Below are 15150 nucleotides of genomic sequence, written 5' to 3'. Positions count from 1 at the left end.
CCTAAAATCTTCTACGGTCTATTGTTGCGTACTGCTACCATCGGCTTCTTGAGATGAAGCGGTACTCTGACCCAATCGGTATTTTTCATATACGGTTAGTTGGCGGGAGGAATCTCCATCGCCAATTTTTCTTTCGCCCAACAGGTCTCCCGGCTTGGCAATCATCATCGCAATATTCTCATTCACCGCACAGCCAAAACTGCCTACCGAAGAATTACTTCTCAGGTCAGTCCAATCATGTTCATTCACAGTCGAACATCCGGGCACATGAGCTTGATAAGATTTATAAGCGAGAACAAGAGGTGCAGCATTACCCGCCGCCGGCTGATAGCCACCAACGGTTATATTGTCAGGCAGCACGCCTGCTCTTGATAGTATGGAACGAATAGACGTAATGGCTCTAACAGCTTCACGAGAGCCATCTGGCGCACTTAGTACAATTGGGCCATATCCATCATCAGCGAAATTTTCGACAAAGAGTTCAACACGTCTTCGATCTGCCGGTGTAAGATGTCCCACTCCAAGTTCGGTCAATTCCAAATAATGCGTTTGTTCTTTAACTTCGATTTCACGATGGTTACCCGTCGCAATATCAATATTTTCCTGAGACTGACTACATGCAGAAACAGCGATCATTGATGCGCCAAGAAGCGCGAGTGTTTTCCAGTTGCTCATATTCGCCCCTTTATCAATCAAAGATGAAACCAGCACCGTTAATGCCGGCAGTTTCTTCTACATCAGCGCCCTCGACTGCGTAGACTTCATTCATTTTACCGAAGAAAATAGCTTTCGCGTCTTTCGCAGCAACATATCCATCATCAGGAGAACGTAATTTTTTCGGATCTGTCGGGTCCACCAGATATGGTGTTACGATCACAACCAATTCGGTTTCGTTGTTCTGAAATTCCCGCGACCGAAACAAAGAACCGATAACAGGTAAATTTCCAACACCAGGAACCTTATCCATTGCTTGGCTCGTTTGTTCTTGAATCAACCCAGCAATAACAAGAGAACCACCAGAAGGCATTTCAACTGTTGTATCTGCACGTCTAACTTTCAATGCAGGAATAACAACGGCGGGCGTGGAAACAGTATTTCCCGCACCATCGACATAAGTTGTTCCACCAATTTGGTATCCGCCCGTACTGGTCAGCTCTGATACTTCCGTAGAAATACGCATGGAAATACGGCTTTCAGAAAGCACAACTGGCGTAAATCCTAGTCCCACACCGAAAGGTTTAAATTCTAGAACGACTTCACCATCGCTATCGACTTCAGAAGGGACAGGAAATTCACCACCGGCAAGGAATTTAGCACTTTCACCCGATAGAGCTGTCAGATTGGGTTCTGCTAAAGTTCGCACCAATCCGATACGCTCTAGCATATCCACAGAGAAGCCAGCCGAACTTTGTAATTTGTCTCCAACATAATTGTTGTAACTTGGGCTAAGGCTCATTCCACCAAGAGATTCACCAGATATACCCAATGAATTGGATGTTCCAAAACTGACAGACTGATCCCAAGGCGCTGCCGGAGCAAGAACTTGCAAAGCCTCTCCGGCGGCATCTAATAAGACTTCACCCGTCACAGCGTCATATGCTGTTTGAACACTTTTATTGGCCAATTCACCAATATTCATAGAGCCTGAAAGGTTTACACCCAACTGCTTTATTACGGACCGCTGCATCTCAACGATACGCACTTTAAGCAAAACTTGGTCTTTGCCCTCAATAGAAATCATATTGATAACAGGGCTATCATCGACAACAAATTGCTGCGCCAATTGAATGGCCATATCCGCATCTGAAAGACTTGGCGATTTTCCAGCCAAAACAATGGCACCATTCACAAATTCAGCTTTGATCGCTGAACGTGGAACATATTGCTCAATCAACGCTTGTAATTCACTGACGCCCTGACCAGCGACAATGACATCTAATGATAAAATTTCTTTACCCTGAGCATTTGTAAAGATGATACTGCTTTCGCCTTTTCCCTTGGCAAGAACAGCTATGCGGCGCTTGGAGCGGGCAAGTACGTCTGCTATCTCAGGATTGGCAACCAAAATGTCATCAACATCTTCTTCAAACTCAAGCACAGCCGTTTTGTTTTGAGAAAGGTTCAATGTTCGTGAAGTGGCACTTTGGCCCGGCTCAGTCACACGTACTCGGATAGTTTCACTGACACCGCCTGCAAGACTGTTCTGTGCAAACGCACTTTCACTGCCAAAACCGATGGCAGCAACACACGCAGATAATAGAATTTTTTTAATCATAGCTGTCATTCCCATAGCCACACTTACGCGCCATCCTCGGTATATTGAGGGCTAGGTAATTCGCTCCCACCCATACTTTTAAATTCACTATTTTCTGATGATTGTTGGTTTTGATTGCGCTGTACGATGCCAGCAGGTGCACTCATCGGTGATACACTCACGCCTTTTTGAAAAACTCTTACGCCATCAGAACCAGCACCACGGCGAGACGCCATAGCTAGACCATTAGCCGTCGCACCAGAAGGACCACTCAACTCACTAATAGATCTCAACACTAAAGAAAGGTCGCCCCGTTCTTGAGCGGCCATCAAAACCATAGCGTCCTGTTTGCTGAGCTCCAGAGTCGCGCGATGTCCAACAACGGCGTCACCAGCTTCTTCTTCAACAGGTCTGTAATATCCATCAATTGCCAGAACACGTACATTGTTGAGTATTGTATCTATGGCGGTTTCTTCAGTGATGCCAGTTGGGCGCTCTACATCCACTTCAAAAGTGAGAAGCACATCAACATGATCATTTGGAAAGATGAACCCACCTGCTGCTGTTTCAGCTGAGATCTCAACAGCAACAGCGCGCATACCTGGCGTCAAAACAGCAGCCATAAAGCCTGCCTCACCTGGATGCACAACTTTTTCAGAGGTCAAAGGCTCACCAGCCATCATATTTGTGCGTACAACCGCCCCCTGCATAGCCTCGATAGCATCAGGACTCATTTCTTCAGTAAAGAAGGAGGATGTATTAGATTCCTCGGGCCAAGACTGCCAACTTAACTGACCCTCTTTTACAAACTGGCCAACTTTTAAATCAGTTGTTGCAACAAGAACTTTTAGGACAGGAATTTGTTCTGCTTGCCCAACTTCACTCAAAGTCGCAGTTTGGATTGGAATAACAGCAGGCGTAGAGGAACTCTGCATCCCGTTAACGAGAAAAGCTGCAGACACTGCTGCAGCAGCTGCAATAAGCAATATAACGAGGCGCATTACTGGCATTTTATTCTCCTAAAGTCCCACGGACTCCATTTTTCTTCTCTACAATTCCACATATGTCCTAAACGCATCGTTAATTCTTGAGACTATTGAGACGCCCCAATAGAGTTAATTGCTTGCATAAGAACAAAAGATTGAGGCGCGGCCCAAAACGCTCCGGCCGCAATAGCAACTCCGTAAGGGACTTTTTTTGTATCAAGCATCTTCGCTAGTCGGTCATTTTTGGGTTCAAATTTCATGCGGCGAATAATGATGAGGGGCAGAGCGATTAAACCGCCTGCGATCGCGAAGGCTGCTAAAAATGTAGGCTCGGCCTGTAGCCCCATCCACAAAGATACAGCCGCCACGAGTTTTGCATCACCGCCGCCCCAAATCCGCAAGTAAAATAGAGCAATACCAATGATTAAGGCGATTGCACCAACAAGCGCATGCCACCCAAATTGCTCCAAAGACAGTTCAGCAAAATAGGCCGTTGGCAGAAATAAAATTGCAATTAAGATCGAAACCCAATTGGGAATGGTGCGATCAAACACATCATGACAGGCCGCATAAACAAGCAATGCCGCAAATATTCCTGCAGATATTGGGATAATCATACGCCTTCTCACTTCCCCTATTGGTGCGACGACCAATTCATGAGTAAGGGCTTAAATAATTTTGGTGAATTTTAGGTTACTTCGTCTCTTAGCCAAGAGCTCACCAGAAGACCAGAACTTCGAACACAAAAAAAGCCGCCGGAATAAACCGACGGCTTCAATGTCAGAACCCTAAAGAGTCCTATAAATTCATTATGTAGATGGAGCTTCAACCAATTTTTCAGAAACAGCATCAAATGTTGCACTTGTTTTTGTACCAACAGTAGAAACACCACCGATGATAGCAACAGAGATAAGAGCAGCAATTAGACCGTACTCGATAGCAGTTGCACCAGACTCGTCTTTAAAGAATTTTTTCATAAGGTTTTTCATTTTGTATTCTCCGCATTTTGTTTACATGGCATATGTTTTCCCACCCCGTTATTTATGTCTTCTCGGTGGCGGTTGAGTTGTTTATAGAATAGATTGATGAAATCGACGTTTATCTATACAAAAACTTGTCTGGTAAATGAGTAATTACTTGTTTACCATAAGATTATTGGCCAATTAAGTAAGGTTTGGTTTACCCTTTACTTATGGTTAACTTATCCATACTCCAAACAGTCGAATGTCATATTTTCGGTAGAATGTATGAGTAGATAAAAGACAGTCACGTTTACCACCCTCCCCCCAGAGCTCTGCCCTATATAAGGGTGTCAAAAAGTGATTGAAAAACTTTTATGTCCCAATTCCTTAGGTTTTGATTCAATTTTAGGGGATATGATGCCTGTAAATTCGCTTTATGTGGCGAAAACAGGAGTTATTATGGCTTTCAATTTTTTTAAAATCGCCGCTATCGCTGCACTTGCCTCATCTATGACCATGGTGTCAGAAGCTGCAAATCCAGCCCAAGAAAATGAGATTGATGTATATATCGACCAAACTCAGCTTCTTCATTTAGGCACACCAATGGGAAGCATTATTGTCGGAAACCCAGATGTCGCGACAGTCGCTGTTCACGACAATCACACTTTGCTTCTGACCGGTTTGTCATTTGGCACAACAAATTTGATCGTATTGGACTCAGTAGGACGCCCGATACACAAGAGCCAATTAATGGTTTCAGAACGTACAGGTTCAGGCACTCTAACAGTCGCACGTGGCCAAGAAACAAACACGTACGCATGTAGCAATAAATGCCGCCCTGTAAATTCAGGCATGTAACTAATATAATGACTTTTCTTATGTTAATAAGAAAAGTCTAAATTCCACACACCCAAACAAGAATTACTTCATCTATTTTTGATATTCTGAAATACATATTGCAATTCTAAGGTGACGTGACGCCCCATGTGCACAAAACACAAAAAAAAACCTCAACTGCGTCTTTGGCGAAATCGACTAAACGATTTTGCTAAAAACAAAGAAGGGATTGTTGCTGTTGAGTTTGCCCTGATTGCAGCTCCATTTTTTCTACTCGTCTTTGGTCTACTTGAAATAGCATTGATCTTTTTCATGACCACGACACTAGATTATGGGGTTACTCAAGCGTCTCGCCAAATTAGAACAGGCGAATTGCAAAGCAAAGCTGCTGTTAAAAGCGATTTTGCAACACTGGTCTGCGGAAATCTTTTTGATTTGCTGGATTGTAGCAACCGACTTCACATTGATGTTCAAAGATATGAAGATTTTGTCGCGAGTAATGCCGGAGACACCCTTCCCCTAAATGAGGACGGAACACTCCAAAATAATTTCCAATATAATCCAGGCGGTCCAAGTGAAATTGTGCTTGTTCAAGTCTATTATGAGTGGAGCCTAATCACTCCTATTATGTCGTCCGCTTTAAAGAATATGAACGACGGCAAGCGCTTGCTCCATTCAACTGCTGTTTTCAGAAATGAACCATTCTGATGTTGATTAACTTTATAAAACAGTTCTGGAAAAATGACGAAGGCGTTGCTGCACTTGAGTTTGCACTATGTCTGCCTTTGCTGACCGTGTTATTTTTTGGCACAATCGAAATATCTTTACTTGTCGAAGCTGATCGCCGCGTTACATCCACAGCAAGCACAATTGCAGATTTGGTCGCAAGAACCAGTGAAGTAAATTATTGCGAAGTTGAAGACATATTTTATGCATCCAGTCGCATAATCCGGCCTAAAAACGCTTCAACAGTCAAAATGAGACTTTCAAGCGTTGTAGAAGACAGCAAATCTGGAAAAGCCGTCGTGGAATGGAGCCAAGGCCGCAATGGTATGGCAGCTTACGCTTCGGGGAAAGAATTGACCGTCGATTCTGGCATTATGCCAAGCAATGGATCTGTAATATTCGCCGAGATAGAATATGACTATGACACACCTTTCCAATACGTCATTTCATCCGTTTCGAAACTCTCGCAACATTTCTATTTACGCCCACGTCAATCAGATAAAGTGGCTTGGATAGGCTCAAAATCCAATCCGGGAAATTGCTAATCAAAGCAATTAGCAATCTTCACCCCAACAATACTGCATTCATTATAGGCATTCGCACATTATCCACTGATGCGACAGGCCGTACCCCCCACAGACTATTCAATCCAAAAATGTGATATTTAGCAGACAAAATGTCATCTATTGAAACAGAACGCTCCGTCACTTTTAGCGCCTGCTTATTCGCTTGCTGCAACACACGGGTACGCATATACCCCGCCCTTACCCCATCTTTGATAGGCGGCGTTATAATTTCATCTTGATGCACCAAAACAATATTTCCCATGGCGAGCCCCGCTACATTGTCTTTAGTGTTCAGCATCAACGCCTCATCGCCTCCATTGTCTTTGGCAAAACGCAATGCAGCCAGATGATCTCCATAACATCCAGCCTTAATGAAAGTGAGCGGAGAGGTTTCATTGCGACGAATGGGAGAAGTTATTAGCTTCAACGCGGAAAACGGTCGACCCGCGCCAATCTCAAACATTTGCAACACCATATTCGGTTTGCCGAGAACTTCAGCACCTCGTCCTAAACCACGGCTTAGAGTCAATCTCACACTCGCCTCTGTGATTTTCTCCTCTTTCAAGATGGTCTCAGCTGCCTCCAATGCTTTGAAGACAACATCATCCGCAAGAACATTCTCTATTTTCAGCACCTCAATAGATTTCTTCAAAAGCTGCAAATGTTCAGCTTTACCTTCAATTTCCCGCCCATTGAAATACAGAGTCTCAAAGCAGCTATCACCAAGTAGGAAACCTCGGTCATATGTCGAGATCTTAGCAATTTCAGGTGCTAGCCACTCACCATTTAGCCAGACTTGATCAATCATTGCGCTCTTCCTGTGCAGACATATCTGTTAGCGCGTAAACAAGAGCACGCCCCTTATCAATCGTCTCCAGATATTCCTCAGTAGGATCAGAATCCGCAACGATTCCACCGCCAACCCGAAATTCTCCGCGCCACCCACCTTCTTCCTCAACAAATGCTGTCGAACGAATGAGAATTGATGAATCCATACATCCATCAGGAGATATCCAAAGCAATGATCCACAATAAGGCCCGCGCGCGGCATCTTCCAGTTCCGCTATAATTTGCATTGCTCTAATTTTAGGTGCCCCGGTAATCGACCCCCCCGGAAATGCAGCACGCAGTAAATCGACCACACCTTTATCAACTTGAACCCGCCCTACAACTGTTGAAACCAAGTGATGCACATTTGCGAAACTTTCCAATGCGCTCAATTTAGGTACTTTTACAGATCCCGGCACGCAGACTTTCGACAGGTCATTACGCATGAGATCAACAATCATGAGATTTTCCGCAAGATCTTTTTCGGACGCCAACAATTGGGACGCCAAAGCCACATCCTTGTCTGGGGTGTCACCGCGCGGCCGCGTGCCTTTGATGGGCTTGGTAGAGACATACAGCTCACCATCAATTCCACGCCTCGTTTTCAAAAATCGTTCCGGCGAATTTGAAGCCAATGCCAAATTCTCCAGCCTAAAATAAGATGAAAATGGCGCAGCACTGCTTTGATTTAGCCGTTTGATCAAATGATAGGGATGAGCATCGCTTTTAAGCCTAAAGTCAAATGCTTGTGAAATGTTGGACTGAAAACAATCACCCGCATGAATATAGGCAACTGTTCTAGCTATCTTATTTTCATAATCTTGAATTTTCTCTCTTGGCTCTGGCGGCCTCTGGCTTAAAGGCCCGCACCAATTATCCAACCCCGCCATACCCGCCTGCAATACATGGTGTAGAGACACGTCTCTTGCATTGACGCCCTCTCTTTGAGCCCAATCCCAGACATACAAAGTGGCCTTCTGTTCTTCATGATCAAAAGCAAGAACTTGGTCATACAGCGCCAACGCAAGATCAGGCCATTGACTGTGTTCTGGACCATTTTCAAGCTTTGGTAAAAGCTGACGCCCGTATTCATAACTTACCAAGCCAGCCCAACCACCACAAAATGGTGGTGCGCCCAATGGACGTTCAAAATTCAATTCTTTTAGACTGGCTTCCAATGTTTCTAGCGCACAAACTTCCTGCACATCATCACTTTGAAAAATGACGGTTTGCAATGGCTGCGCACAAATATAACTCCACCGCTTGCCCTTGCCGTGCATCAACATTGCAAAAGGCAGATCCCTCAAAGGCGCAAACACCTCAATAGGGTCAGCGTATTGAAAATCATATGTCTTGAAGTGCTTGTTCGCAGTGTCTTGCATCAGGGAATCTAGCTTACAAACTTTCTAATCCAACAATTTCGATTTCAGGCGCTCAATTTTTTGATCGTCGACTTTAAGCACATCATTGGCATAAGCTAATATAGAACCATGCTTGGATTTTATTTCATCCCATGCGCATTGAAGATATTCTGTACGCACAGCAATAAAGGGATAGAGAGCCTCATCTTCGATGACCAACCCCAAGCGGCTTTCCCATTTCTCACGCGCCAATGGCAATATCTCTTCGATATTGATTGTTTCATTGGTTAGAACGTAATCCTCAAAAATTGTTTTTTCTGGCACGCCCAATAATGACAATGTCACGGCGCACCCTAAACCAGTACGATCCTTGCCAGCTGCACAGTTTATAAGGCCAGCTCCTTCTGTTTCAGCCAAGCGCTGAAACCATCTCGTATAAAGATCAACATGCGCCTCCACCCAAGGGGCAACCTTATAATAGGCAAGCATGAAATTATGGGCCTCATCGCCTGTCAAATTTCCCTTATCCATAAACTCAAGGTGAGAGGCTTTATACGCATTGAGGTCATTAAAGGTGTGCACTTCATGTGGACCCCACAGATTTGGATCCTCCACACGTTCAGACTGGCGGCGCAGATCAACTTGAAACCCAATATCAAGCTTATTTAGAAAATCCAGATCAGCTGCTTGTGCTTTGTTTAAGGCTGCCGTGCGATAAAGTTTGCCCGTTTTGACGCGGCGTCCACACACTGTCTCATACCCGCCAAAGTCACGAAAATTCTTGACACCAAGCAATGGTTTGATCCGGTCCTGCATTTTATTCACCTCACGTTTTAAACGGTAAGATGCATGGTTAAGACCGGATCATCTATTGGTCTAGTATGAATGTTGTTTTCTACGCAGGATGCAGCATCACATTCATGCTTTTATAGCCTTTAACAAAGCTATTGGGCAGGCGTTCTGGTTCTTGCAACACTTCAATATAGCTATAGCGCTTGAGTATTTCTTCCCACAGAATGCTCATCTGCATTTCCGCAAGACGATTACCGACACAACGATGAATTCCAAAGCCAAATGCGAGATGACGGCGTACATTTGGTCGATCAATCCAAATTTCATCTGGTCGCTCAATGGCGCGCTCGTCTCTATTTCCAGAGACATACCACATTAGGACTTTGTCACCCTTTTTTATCAACTTACCGTGCATCTCTACATCTTCCACAGCCGTGCGGCGCATATAAGCAAGGGATGTTTGCCAGCGCAGCGTCTCTGCTGCAAGGTTGGGAACAAGACTGCGGTCAGCTTTGACTTTTTCAAACTCTTTGGGAAATAAATTCCAAGCATAAACAGAGCCTGTCATGCTGTTGCGCGTGGTATCATTGCCGCCAACAATCAACAGGATCAAATTCCCTAACAATTCTTGCGGCGTCATATTCTTGGTGTTTGCATCATGCGCCAAAGCAGAGAGCAAATCATGTCCCGGCTCTTCGCGCTGTCCGCGCTCCTGCCAAAGCGTCATGAAATACATAAGACATTCGGTAAGCTCTTTTTGCCATTGCGCTTCACCGCCAGGGCAAATTTCAGGATTATATTTATTCGTCGCTATATCTGACCAGCGCGATAGCTTTCGGCGGTCTTTTTGTGGAAAATCAAACAATGTTGCTAACATCATCGTTGTCAATTCGACGGAAACTTTGTCCACAAAATCAAAAGGTTCGTGAATGGGTAAACTATCGAGTGTTTGAATAGTGCGCTCACGAATAAGATGCTCAAAATTTTTCAGACTTGCCGCATCCATGACAGGCTGCACAGCTTTGCGATATCTTGTGTGCTCGGGCCGATCCATTGCAATAAACATCGGCAATTGAAATCCTTGGTTCAGATCAGCAATAGTGATCCCACCATATTTCGAATCAGATGAAAATTGCTGATGATTTTTATCCACCGCCACGATATCTTCATATCGCGTGATCGACCAAAACGGCCCTTCAGGTGACTCAGCGGTGTAATGCACAGGCGAATTATCTCTGAGCCATTTAAAATATGGAAAATATTCTCCACGACGCCAAAGTTCTGGATGTAATAAAAAGACTTTATCCATGTCCAACTGGTCTGGGCCGGCAATAACGCCACCGGTATTGAAGCGTCCTCGCGAAACTGCTTCAAGAATTTCATTCCCACCACGCGATGCGCCAATATCAGGACCAATTACACAAGAACTATCAGGCATTTACAGCCTCCTATAACAACAAACTGGCACGCAATCATTTGCGGGTGAGCAAACAAATTCGCCGTTTTCTATCGTCAAAGATAGAATTTGTCAGCCAACGCATGCGTGTATTCACCACCCAACAAACAGTCAAACTAAAACACCTCAGATATAATCATAACAAAATTACAACTTCAACGTGTTTATTTATCAATCGCGTATTTTAATTTGCAGCGCTATAGCTTTTCAAGAAACCTATGGACGTCGATTCAATTCTTGGCGATACATTTTTCACAATTCACAAGCTCAAATTAAAATGTGAGAACGATACAATGTTGACGAGAGACGAAGCTGAAGCTTTCGCAAGAAGCTGGGTACAAGCATGGAATGACAGAGACATAGAAGCTGTCGCCAGTCATTACACTGAAGACATTGTCTATCACTCTCCCAAACTAGCGAGCGTCATAGAATATGATGGCCCCTTTCTTGAGGGGAAATCAGCATTGGTTGAATATTGGAATGCCGCCATGGAGGGGGCAAATACACTGTATTTTGAGATAAATTCTATTTTTCTATCATCAGATGCCATGACTTTGTTTTTTACAAACCATCGCGGACAAGACGTTGCCGAAACATTCATTTTCGATAAAAATTCCAAAATCAAAGAGTGCATTGCAGCGTATAATTAGCCATTTCAGAATTTCTGTTTTTAGCATTTTTCGTCCATATTGAGCTAAAAAAACAGCGCCGTATTTTCATCATTCAACAGAAATTCATTACAGCATAGTAATTCACTAAATAGGCGATCTGAATTGACCTTGCACATAAGTATACATGATAAAAGGGAAAACAAAGACCACAAGGTGATGAAATGAAATTGAAATTTACATTGAGCGCAATTGCTGCCGCTGTATTTGCATCAGCATGTCAATCCACTCTTCCAAGCGATATGCGTGTTGCTGAATACTGTGCAGCCGAAGAAAATGCAGCCAAAGGACTTTGTCAAATTAGTTTCGAAGTTGATGGTCAAAAAACGGCCCTTTCGGACACAAATCTACGTGTGAGTGAAGCGCGCACAATTGCAGATCAAGCCCTTATGATTTCACGCGAAGCACGCGAAGAAGCCAAATCAGCTCGCTCTTTGGCATCTGCTGCTCTCAACAAACAATCAGAACTCGCTTGTAAAACTGTAACCATCCAAAAATCAGACACAGGTAGCTGTGAAGCTGGCTATACGCTGATGGGCTGTACGCAAACACGCTACACAACCCGCGCCGGCGGTTTGTCATTCCTGCGTGAAGTCAACAACAAGTCTTGCCGCTTCAACTCTCGTGTTCTTGAAATGCAAGTCCGCTGCTGCGCTGCTGGCGTTGAAACACAACAATATTCTTCAAACTACTAGTTTGTTCAGACATCCGAATCAAAAAAGCCCGTATTGAGATAATCAATGCGGGCTTTTCTTTGATAGATTTCTTGCATTTCTATCTAAATGGCGGCTCATCAAACGCACGTAATTTACGTGAATGTAGCTTGGCATCGCCGCTAGCCAATCGCTCAAGCGTGTCAATTCCGATACGGATATGTTCACCAATTGCGCGCTCATAAAATTTGTTCGCTGCACCCGGCAATTTTAATTCGCCATGGAATGGTTTATCCGACACACACAGCAATGTTCCATACGGCACACGCATACGATAGCCATTCGCCGCAATCGTCGCACTCTCCATATCAACAGCAATCGCGCGAGACTGATTGATACGTTTCGCACTCTCAGTATAACGAAGTTCCCAGTTACGGTCATCTGTCGTAAATACCGTGCCGGTTCTAAGACGCTTTTTAAGTGCCTCAGGCGTATCACCTGTCACAATCTCAGCTGACTCAGACAGAGCTTGTTGAATTTCTGCAATTGGCGGCACCGGAATATCAGCTGGCAACACAGAATCCAGCACATGATCATCACGCAGATAAGCATGCCCAAGCACATAATCACCAATACGTTGAGATTGACGAAGCCCGCCGCAATGGCCAACCATAATCCAACATTCAGGCCTCAATACAGCCAAATGATCAGTGATTGTTTTCGCATTGGAGGGCCCAACACCAATATTGACCAATGTTATACCAGACGCATTATCGGGCCCCAGAATATGATAGGCTGGCATTTGATGCCGCCGCCATGGTCCGTCAGATACTTTCTTCGCAGCATTCTTCGTCTTCGCATCTACGCGAATTCCACCTGGCGCGACAAGCTCTTTATAAAGGCCATTTTCGTTTTTAATTTCTTCTACCGCCCAATCAACGAACGCATCAACATAACGATGATAATTGGTAAACAGGATGTAACGCTGAAAACTCTCTATTGGCGTACCTGTATAATGAGCAAGGCGTTTGAGAGAAAAATCAACACGCGCCGCATCAAACAATGCAAGTGGTTTTTCATAATCATCAATCCACGGCGTTCCATCGGGAACTTCATCTCCAATTTGAGATAATTTAGGCGTCGGAAAATAACTTGCAAAATCCGCTGGTGAGATAACATCCGCATCCACGCCTTCAGCCCCATCAAGCACATAAGGATAAGGGATATTGGAATCAGACAGTCCGACTTCAAATTCCACCTTATGATCGTTTGTAATCATGGTGAGCTGAGAGATGAGATAAGCTCGAAAAAAATGCGGCTGCGTTATCGTTGTCACATACACGCCCGGCTCTGACAGTTTTCCAAATGCGCGAGAAACCACAGGCGGTGGACCATCTGGCCGATATATGACTTTAACTTGAGGATAAGAAAAGCGGCCATCTGTACGCCATGCAGGGTCTGGCTTTTTCCCTTTAGTGATGAAGTCATTGAGTGCAGATTGTAGAGATGCCACGGAGGCATCGTATAATTGTGTGACGCGGTCTACGACTTCTACGGGTGTCATTGCAAACTCCAAACATTCAAATCTAATTTAGATAGAGGTAATCACTATTTGAAATATCGAAAAGCAAAATCCGACAAATTTTCAAATAAACTCAATTCTATATTCTAGGACCAGAAAGAGAACCAACGCCAACGTAACCATTCATCTCCTTCAAACGGCATTGCAGTTAGCACGGGATAGAAGAATACAAAGAAACCAGCGGCGACCAAACCCCATATAAGCAAAGCGATATTTTGCAGATCTCGCTTTACGAACCGAGACACAAAAGCTGCAATTCCCATCCCCAACATAAAGGAAGACTGCTCATAATAATAAAAGAACATCAAATCTCTTGGAATAACTGCATAGACCAACCAAAACCCCAAAAATGCAGACGATATTGCCAACAAAGCTCCGTCCTGACGCAAAATTCCATACACAAAGCACGCAATAATTGCCGGCAACCCCGCCCAATAAATTGCAGGGTTACCAATCAGAAAAATAGCAGTTGTATTTGGTAGGGTTTGCTTTTCAAAATAATACCAAACAGGCTCCAACATGAGTGGCCATTCCCACCATTGGCTCTGATAAGGGTGATTTTTCAGCTCACCCGTCACATCTGCGAGCATACGATTGTGAAGATCCACAATCGACCAATCTCCATCTATCAATAAAAATGGTGCAAATGTGAGTATATACACTATGAGTGCCGGAATTCCTTGACGAAACAGCGTGCCCATGAAGGAAAAACGTCTCCAGCCAGCAAAACCGCTTCCTAAGAAGCGCGGCAAGACCATGCCTTTGGGACTGGATTCCGTGCAGCGCCAGATAAAAATTCCAGCCCAGACCAGCACCATATATATGCCGCCGGACCATTTTGAAGACGCAGCAAGCCCTAGAAATACTCCAGATATAATAAGGCCCGCACTTGCCCCAATTCTAGAGCGAATTCTTTTTCCAGACCAAACCAAGAATAATGCAGATAAAACGAAAAAGCCAAGACTATGAATATCTAGCATTGCAGTACGTGCCTGCACGAGCAAAGTCTGGTTCAGCAATGTCATCAATGCCGCAAACAGCGCCACAACAACTCTAAAGCCAAACATGCGCATGACTGCAAAGACACTGCACACACTTAAAGTTGCTAGGATCGCCCCCGGCAATCTCCAGCCCCATGCGGCGTTATTGGTCAAATATGAGCTGAGGCCAATCAGCCATTTTGCAAAGGGCGGATGAGAATTATTGCTCCACCCTTCAGCCCCAAAAAACTGCTGGCCAGCCGGCACATAGTGCACTTCGTCAAAAACCAGAGTATTGGGTAAACCCAAACGCCAACAAATAAGAGTGCTGGCTATGACTGCAATCAATATCCCAACAAGCCAATCCGTTTTGCTTATGGAATGCGGTTTAGAGTTCACCATTACCTATGCCTTGACGAGAGAATAGCCATCCTATGTAGCGTTTAGTTGCTCAAAGAATTTTATTCAATCATCAAGGCACAATATAAAAGGTCGTTGG

At 44.3% G+C, this 15150-nt stretch carries 16 protein-coding genes; 5 read left to right on the top strand and 11 right to left on the bottom strand.

Features of this window, described 5'->3' with window-relative positions:
* Positions 1–18: 18 nt before the first annotated feature.
* From HBAL_RS04265 to HBAL_RS04245, 5 genes are all read right to left on the bottom strand, one after another.
* Complete coding sequence (locus HBAL_RS04265) at positions 19–675, bottom strand: CpaD family pilus assembly protein (RefSeq protein WP_015826691.1); 657 nt, start codon at positions 673–675, stop codon at positions 19–21.
* Between the two features lie 13 nt (positions 676–688).
* Entirely contained in the window at positions 689–2275 is a 1587-nt protein-coding gene (locus HBAL_RS04260) for a type II and III secretion system protein family protein (RefSeq protein ID WP_049763187.1), read from the bottom strand.
* Positions 2276–2298: 23 nt separating this feature from the next.
* A complete protein-coding gene (gene cpaB, locus HBAL_RS04255; RefSeq protein WP_015826689.1) occupies positions 2299–3264 on the bottom strand; it encodes a Flp pilus assembly protein CpaB in 966 nt (321 codons plus the stop codon).
* A gap of 83 nt (positions 3265–3347) precedes the next feature.
* Positions 3348–3857, bottom strand: coding sequence for an A24 family peptidase (locus HBAL_RS04250; protein ID WP_015826688.1), 510 nt, complete (start codon positions 3855–3857; stop codon positions 3348–3350).
* Positions 3858–4049: 192 nt separating this feature from the next.
* Complete coding sequence (locus HBAL_RS04245) at positions 4050–4229, bottom strand: Flp family type IVb pilin (protein WP_015826687.1); 180 nt, start codon at positions 4227–4229, stop codon at positions 4050–4052.
* A 432-nt stretch (positions 4230–4661) separates the two neighbouring features.
* Here HBAL_RS04245 and HBAL_RS04240 point away from each other — a divergent pair, with 432 nt between their 5' ends.
* The 3 genes from HBAL_RS04240 to HBAL_RS04230 all read left to right on the top strand — a co-directional run bounded on the left by HBAL_RS04240 (position 4662) and on the right by HBAL_RS04230 (position 6310).
* Positions 4662–5060 carry a pilus assembly protein N-terminal domain-containing protein gene (locus HBAL_RS04240; RefSeq protein ID WP_149037358.1) on the top strand — a complete coding sequence of 133 codons (399 nt, stop codon included), beginning with the start codon at positions 4662–4664 and terminating at the stop codon, positions 5058–5060.
* Between the two features lie 126 nt (positions 5061–5186).
* On the top strand, positions 5187–5747 hold the full coding sequence (locus HBAL_RS04235) for a TadE/TadG family type IV pilus assembly protein (protein ID WP_015826685.1): 561 nt from the start codon (positions 5187–5189) through the stop codon (positions 5745–5747).
* On the top strand, positions 5747–6310 hold the full coding sequence (locus HBAL_RS04230; RefSeq protein ID WP_015826684.1) for a TadE/TadG family type IV pilus assembly protein: 564 nt from the start codon (positions 5747–5749) through the stop codon (positions 6308–6310). Before HBAL_RS04235 ends, HBAL_RS04230 begins: the two co-directional genes overlap by 1 nt.
* 19 nt (positions 6311–6329) lie before the next feature.
* On the opposite strand, the gene HBAL_RS04225 is transcribed toward HBAL_RS04230, so the two are convergent.
* The 4 genes from HBAL_RS04225 to HBAL_RS04210 form a co-directional block, all read right to left on the bottom strand.
* Positions 6330–7139: an aminotransferase class IV gene (locus tag HBAL_RS04225; RefSeq protein ID WP_015826683.1), complete on the bottom strand. Its 810-nt coding sequence runs from the start codon at positions 7137–7139 to the stop codon at positions 6330–6332.
* Complete coding sequence (locus HBAL_RS04220; RefSeq protein WP_015826682.1) at positions 7132–8541, bottom strand: anthranilate synthase component I family protein; 1410 nt, start codon at positions 8539–8541, stop codon at positions 7132–7134. The genes HBAL_RS04225 and HBAL_RS04220 overlap by 8 nt, the downstream gene beginning before the upstream one ends.
* A gap of 24 nt (positions 8542–8565) precedes the next feature.
* Positions 8566–9336 (bottom strand): tyrosine-protein phosphatase, encoded by a 771-nt coding sequence (locus tag HBAL_RS04215; protein WP_015826681.1) that lies wholly within the window; start codon positions 9334–9336, stop codon positions 8566–8568.
* A 79-nt stretch (positions 9337–9415) separates the two neighbouring features.
* Positions 9416–10750, bottom strand: coding sequence for a cytochrome P450 (locus tag HBAL_RS04210; RefSeq protein ID WP_015826680.1), 1335 nt, complete (start codon positions 10748–10750; stop codon positions 9416–9418).
* A gap of 236 nt (positions 10751–10986) precedes the next feature.
* Here HBAL_RS04210 and HBAL_RS04205 point away from each other — a divergent pair, with 236 nt between their 5' ends.
* Together HBAL_RS04205 and HBAL_RS04200 are read left to right on the top strand one after the other, a co-directional pair.
* Positions 10987–11418 carry a YybH family protein gene (locus tag HBAL_RS04205; protein ID WP_233356739.1) on the top strand — a complete coding sequence of 144 codons (432 nt, stop codon included), beginning with the start codon at positions 10987–10989 and terminating at the stop codon, positions 11416–11418.
* A gap of 182 nt (positions 11419–11600) precedes the next feature.
* Positions 11601–12131, top strand: coding sequence for a hypothetical protein (locus tag HBAL_RS04200; protein WP_015826678.1), 531 nt, complete (start codon positions 11601–11603; stop codon positions 12129–12131).
* A gap of 79 nt (positions 12132–12210) precedes the next feature.
* On the opposite strand, the gene HBAL_RS04195 is transcribed toward HBAL_RS04200, so the two are convergent.
* A complete protein-coding gene (locus tag HBAL_RS04195; protein WP_015826677.1) occupies positions 12211–13653 on the bottom strand; it encodes an AMP nucleosidase in 1443 nt (480 codons plus the stop codon).
* Between the two features lie 104 nt (positions 13654–13757).
* Entirely contained in the window at positions 13758–15053 is a 1296-nt protein-coding gene (locus HBAL_RS04190) for a dolichyl-phosphate-mannose--protein mannosyltransferase (RefSeq protein WP_015826676.1), read from the bottom strand.
* Between the last annotated feature and the right edge of the window lie 97 nt (positions 15054–15150).

It is taken from the genome of Hirschia baltica ATCC 49814 (genome assembly GCF_000023785.1).
Lineage (GTDB): Bacteria > Pseudomonadota > Alphaproteobacteria > Caulobacterales > Hyphomonadaceae > Hirschia > Hirschia baltica.
Note: the sequence above shows the minus strand (reverse complement) of the source record. Positions and strands in the feature narration are given on the sequence as shown.

Excerpts from the sequence above, each read along its gene's own strand:
- HBAL_RS04265 (WP_015826691.1), bottom strand. The coding sequence starts at position 675 with ATGAGCAACTGGAAAACACTCGCGCTTCTTGGCGCATCAATGATCGCT.
- HBAL_RS04260 (WP_049763187.1), bottom strand. The coding sequence starts at position 2,275 with ATGATTAAAAAAATTCTATTATCTGCGTGTGTTGCTGCCATCGGTTTT.
- cpaB (WP_015826689.1), bottom strand. The coding sequence starts at position 3,264 with ATGCCAGTAATGCGCCTCGTTATATTGCTTATTGCAGCTGCTGCAGCA.
- HBAL_RS04250 (WP_015826688.1), bottom strand. The coding sequence starts at position 3,857 with ATGATTATCCCAATATCTGCAGGAATATTTGCGGCATTGCTTGTTTAT.
- HBAL_RS04245 (WP_015826687.1), bottom strand. The coding sequence starts at position 4,229 with ATGAAAAACCTTATGAAAAAATTCTTTAAAGACGAGTCTGGTGCAACT.
- HBAL_RS04240 (WP_149037358.1), top strand. The coding sequence starts at position 4,662 with ATGGCTTTCAATTTTTTTAAAATCGCCGCTATCGCTGCACTTGCCTCA.
- HBAL_RS04235 (WP_015826685.1), top strand. The coding sequence starts at position 5,187 with ATGTGCACAAAACACAAAAAAAAACCTCAACTGCGTCTTTGGCGAAAT.
- HBAL_RS04230 (WP_015826684.1), top strand. The coding sequence starts at position 5,747 with ATGTTGATTAACTTTATAAAACAGTTCTGGAAAAATGACGAAGGCGTT.
- HBAL_RS04225 (WP_015826683.1), bottom strand. The coding sequence starts at position 7,139 with ATGATTGATCAAGTCTGGCTAAATGGTGAGTGGCTAGCACCTGAAATT.
- HBAL_RS04220 (WP_015826682.1), bottom strand. The coding sequence starts at position 8,541 with ATGCAAGACACTGCGAACAAGCACTTCAAGACATATGATTTTCAATAC.
- HBAL_RS04215 (WP_015826681.1), bottom strand. The coding sequence starts at position 9,336 with ATGCAGGACCGGATCAAACCATTGCTTGGTGTCAAGAATTTTCGTGAC.
- HBAL_RS04210 (WP_015826680.1), bottom strand. The coding sequence starts at position 10,750 with ATGCCTGATAGTTCTTGTGTAATTGGTCCTGATATTGGCGCATCGCGT.
- HBAL_RS04205 (WP_233356739.1), top strand. The coding sequence starts at position 10,987 with ATGGACGTCGATTCAATTCTTGGCGATACATTTTTCACAATTCACAAG.
- HBAL_RS04200 (WP_015826678.1), top strand. The coding sequence starts at position 11,601 with ATGAAATTGAAATTTACATTGAGCGCAATTGCTGCCGCTGTATTTGCA.
- HBAL_RS04195 (WP_015826677.1), bottom strand. The coding sequence starts at position 13,653 with ATGACACCCGTAGAAGTCGTAGACCGCGTCACACAATTATACGATGCC.
- HBAL_RS04190 (WP_015826676.1), bottom strand. The coding sequence starts at position 15,053 with ATGGTGAACTCTAAACCGCATTCCATAAGCAAAACGGATTGGCTTGTT.